This is a genomic window from uncultured Fretibacterium sp., from assembly GCF_938040765.1.
GTDB lineage: Bacteria > Synergistota > Synergistia > Synergistales > Aminobacteriaceae > CAJPSE01.
On sequence record NZ_CALIAA010000026.1, the window covers coordinates 1 to 3669 of the forward strand.

Sequence of the window (3669 nt, forward strand, 5' to 3'; positions counted from 1 at the left end):
ATGACCCCGAAGGGGCCCCTCGACCGGGGGATCACGGCGGTGTATCAGGACCTGGGGCTGGTCGAGGGGTTTGACGCGGCGTCGAACATCTTCCTGGGCGCGGAGCCCTTGGCGTTCGGGCTTTTCGTGAACCGCCGCCGGATGCACCGGGAGGCCGCCGACTTGCTCGGGAGCCTGGGGGTCGTCCTTCCCTCCACGAGGGCGCGGGCCTCCTCCCTCTCCGGGGGGCAGCGTCAGTCCCTGGCTGTAGCCCGTGCTCTGGTCCGGAGTACGAATACGGACGGCTTGGGGCTCATCGCGTTCGATGAGCCCACTGCAGCCCTGGGGGTGCGGGAGAGCGGGCATATCCTGGCGTTGATGGATGGGCTTCGCCGTAAAAATTTTGCCGTCCTCTGCATCTCGCACAACATCCCTCAGGTCCTGGAACTGGCGGACCGCATCTGCATCCTGCGGGGCGGCGCAGCGGTTTGGCTGGGGTGCAGGGGGGAGACGTCCGTCGAGGAGGTCGTGGCCAGGATGTCGGGGGTGAACCCTCATGCCTAGGATGAGCCAACCCTTTTGGGTGGGGCTGGCCCTGTTGGGCTTCGCCGCCCTCTTTGCTTTCCTGTCGCCCCACTTCTGGAGCCTCGGGAACCTGCGCAGCATCGCGGAGCAGAGCAGCATCAACCTCATCGCCGCCGTCGGCATGACCTTCGTCGTGGCCTCCGCCGGGATCGACCTCTCCTCGGGGGCCGTCGTGGCCCTGTCCGGGGTCGTGATGGCCCTGTCCCTCAGGGAGGGGTGGGGGGTGGGCGTCACTATCGGGCTGGGGCTCGGGACGGGCGCTCTGATCGGACTCGCGAACGCTTTGCTTGTGGTTCGGGCGAGAATAACGCCCTTCATGGCGACCCTGACGACGATGAACCTCATCGCCGGCGCAACTCTTATTCTGACGCAGGGCATCCCCATCTATGGGTTCTCGGCCCGTTTTGCCTGGTTGGGCCGCGGGAGCGTCGCCGGTGTTCCCGTTTCAGCCGCTGCGGCTGCTGTATTCACCGTCATCGGTGTGCTTGCCCTGCGGACGCGGCTCGGGGTCTACGCCCTCGCCCTGGGGGGCAACGAGGAGGCGCTGAGGCGCAGCGGGGTCCCCGCGGATCTCTACAAGGGGGCCCTTTACGTGTTCTCCGGCATCTGCGCCTCGGCCGCGTCGGTCATCATGACCGCAAAGCTGAACAGCGCCGAGCCCCTGGCCGGAACGATGATGGAGATGAATGCGATCGCCACCGTGGTGTTGGGCGGAACGCGCCTTCAGGGTGGGTTTGCCTCCATAACGGGGACCCTGCTGGCGGGACTGCTGCTGGGGGTCATTCGGAACGGCCTCGTGCTGATCGGAGTGTCGTCGTACTATCAGCAGTTCGTGACGGGAGCGATTCTCCTGACGGCGGTCCTCTTCTCCGAGGGGAAACGATAGCTCGGAGCGTTTCGTGGATCGCTTTTTCATAGCTTTTGGGTAGATTGTTTCAGAAGCGCTTTGTTCAAACTTTTTGAAGGAGGAATCGGTGTTATGGGAGCTTCACGTTTCGTCTCGATGGGTTGGGCGCTTCTGGCGGCGCTGTGTCTCGCGGTCGTCCCGGCGGCCGCAGGGGAGAATCCGATGGTGGGGGATTCGATACGGAAGGTCGAGTCGCAGCTGGGCGACCTCTCGTCGCTCCCCAGGGGGAAGAGGCTTGGGGTGCTGGTCATCACACTCGCCAATCCGTACTGGACGGAGATGAGAAACCGATACGGGGAGTGGGGGGCGGAGATGGGGATCGACGTCGAAGTGCTGGCGGCCCCGACCGAGGGGGACCTCAAGTCTCAGTTGGATACCCTGGAGACGATGGTTGCCAAGGGCTACGACGCGATCGTCGTAACCCCGATGGACCCGTTCAACCTCATCCCGGGCGTCCTGAAGGCCAACGAGAAGGGGGTCCCCATCCTCTGCTCCGGCCCCGCGATCGACGCGCAGGCGCTGAAGGACTCGGGCGGGCGTTTGAACGGCTGGATCAGCGCCGCGTTTGCGGACCAGGGGCGGCTGGCCGCGGAGGATATGGTGAAGAGGCTGGGAGCCGAGGGGGGAGAGGTTGCCGTCATCGAGGGCATCCCCGGCGCCGGACAGAGCGAGGCGCGCAAGAAGGGGGCCCTGGGAGTCCTCGAGGCGAGTCCGAATGTCCGCGTCGTCTCGGTCCAGCCCGGACGTTGGGACCGCAACCTGGCCTTCGATATCGCAACCGACCTGATCCGGGCCCATCCCGATCTGAAGGGAATCTACTGCGCCAACGACGTGATGGCCCTGGCGGCGGCGGATGCGCTGGCTGCGGCCGGGAAACAGGACGGGGTGCTGATCTACGGAACGGACTTCATCCCGGAGGCACGCACCGCGATTCGTGAGGGAAAGCTGGCGGGGTCGACGACGTTCTCCCAGGCCGCCTGGACACGGGGAGCGGTCGTCTTCGCCCTCAAGCTTGCCGAGGGCGCCGGGGACCTTCCCGAGCGTCTGGACATCCCCATCATGTTGGCGACGCCCGAGAACATCCGGGAGTTCGAGGGATGGAAATAAGAAGGATGGAGGTGAGCGGCAGCTCCGCCGCCCGAGCGGTCGGGAAGGTCGGTATCCTGCTTGCCGACTCGGCGAATCCGTTCTGGCGCAACAAGGTCGAGGAGTACCTTCGGCAGGCCCCGGATTGGGGGTTCGAGATCGTGTTTCGGGAGGGGCGGGACCCCCGCGATCCCGAGCGTCAGGCGGAGGCGCTGCGGGCCATGTACGGCGAGGGGTGCGACGCCCTGATCCTCAACCCCCTGACGCCGGACAACCTCGTGCTGGCGCTCGGGGATGCCCCGGCCCCGATCCTCGACGTCGGCCCCAAGTGCGACCCGGTCCTTGTGCGGGACATCGCTCGATATCATCCCATCCGGGTTGCCGATTTCGAGGAGCAGGGGGTCCTCGCCGCGGAGGCCGTCCTGTCGGGGCTGTCCTCCCCCGGAGAGGGCTGGGCGATTCTGATCGCCGGGTTCTGCGGAGCCCGGCAGTCCGACGGGCGCTGCCGCGGCGCACTGAGGACCCTTCGCCGGGTTTTTCCGGCGGAACGCATCCTGACCGTCCATGCGGATTTCGACCGGGGCTCTGCCCGGTCCGCCCTGCGCGCTCTCGCAGGTCGGCTCGATGTCCGCGCCGTGTTCTGCGCCAACGACCTCATGGCCCTGGGCGCTTTGGAGGCCTTTGAGGAGCGAGGCGTGAAGCCGCCCCCGATCGGAGGGGTCGATGCGATCCCCGAGGCGCGGGAGGCCGTTCGTCAGGGGCGTCTGGCCGGTACGGTCGGCATCGCGGCGGATGAGGTTGTTCGGGGCGTTTACGAGGCCGTCTCCGAGGTCCTGAAGGGCCGCGCCCCCCGTGCGGAGCCGCTGGTCCGGTCCGTCCCGTATCGGTCGGCTTGAAGCATGGATGCGAGCCATTCCGCCTGCATGGCTTCGGCGGCCCGCTTCCATCCTCTGAGGCTTCTTTCGGGCACGGACCCCGTGCTCTCCATACGCCGGTTGTCCGCCGAAGCGGGCGTCGCGCGGGCTCTCTCGCGGGGACTGTGGGCAGCCCCTCCCGTGCGGCGCCGGGCCGGCCGCTGTGCGCGGCGATGGTGGAGGGCAAGCCCGTCGTCA

At 67.1% G+C, this 3669-nt stretch carries 5 protein-coding genes; all 5 read left to right on the top strand.

What is annotated here, in order from left to right; genetic code table 11:
• Window positions 1-543 (top strand): ATP-binding cassette domain-containing protein (locus Q0176_RS00795; RefSeq protein WP_299298070.1); only part of this gene is annotated, 543 nt, incomplete at its 5' end.
• Window positions 536-1450 (top strand): ABC transporter permease, encoded by a 915-nt coding sequence (locus tag Q0176_RS00800; RefSeq protein ID WP_299298072.1) that lies wholly within the window; start codon window positions 536-538, stop codon window positions 1448-1450. The genes Q0176_RS00795 and Q0176_RS00800, both read left to right, overlap by 8 nt.
• A gap of 93 nt (window positions 1451-1543) precedes the next feature.
• On the top strand, window positions 1544-2578 hold the full coding sequence (locus Q0176_RS00805; RefSeq protein WP_299298074.1) for a substrate-binding domain-containing protein: 1035 nt from the start codon (window positions 1544-1546) through the stop codon (window positions 2576-2578).
• Window positions 2569-3453, top strand: coding sequence for a substrate-binding domain-containing protein (locus Q0176_RS00810; RefSeq protein WP_299298076.1), 885 nt, complete (start codon window positions 2569-2571; stop codon window positions 3451-3453). The genes Q0176_RS00805 and Q0176_RS00810 overlap by 10 nt, the downstream gene beginning before the upstream one ends.
• Before the next feature lie 3 nt (window positions 3454-3456).
• Window positions 3457-3669, top strand: a 213-nt coding sequence (locus tag Q0176_RS00815) for a hypothetical protein (RefSeq protein ID WP_299298078.1), incomplete at its 3' end; no start/stop codon positions are given.

Excerpts from the sequence above, each read along its gene's own strand:
- Q0176_RS00800 (WP_299298072.1), top strand. The coding sequence starts at position 536 with ATGCCTAGGATGAGCCAACCCTTTTGGGTGGGGCTGGCCCTGTTGGGC.
- Q0176_RS00810 (WP_299298076.1), top strand. The coding sequence starts at position 2,569 with ATGGAAATAAGAAGGATGGAGGTGAGCGGCAGCTCCGCCGCCCGAGCG.
- Q0176_RS00805 (WP_299298074.1), top strand. The coding sequence starts at position 1,544 with ATGGGAGCTTCACGTTTCGTCTCGATGGGTTGGGCGCTTCTGGCGGCG.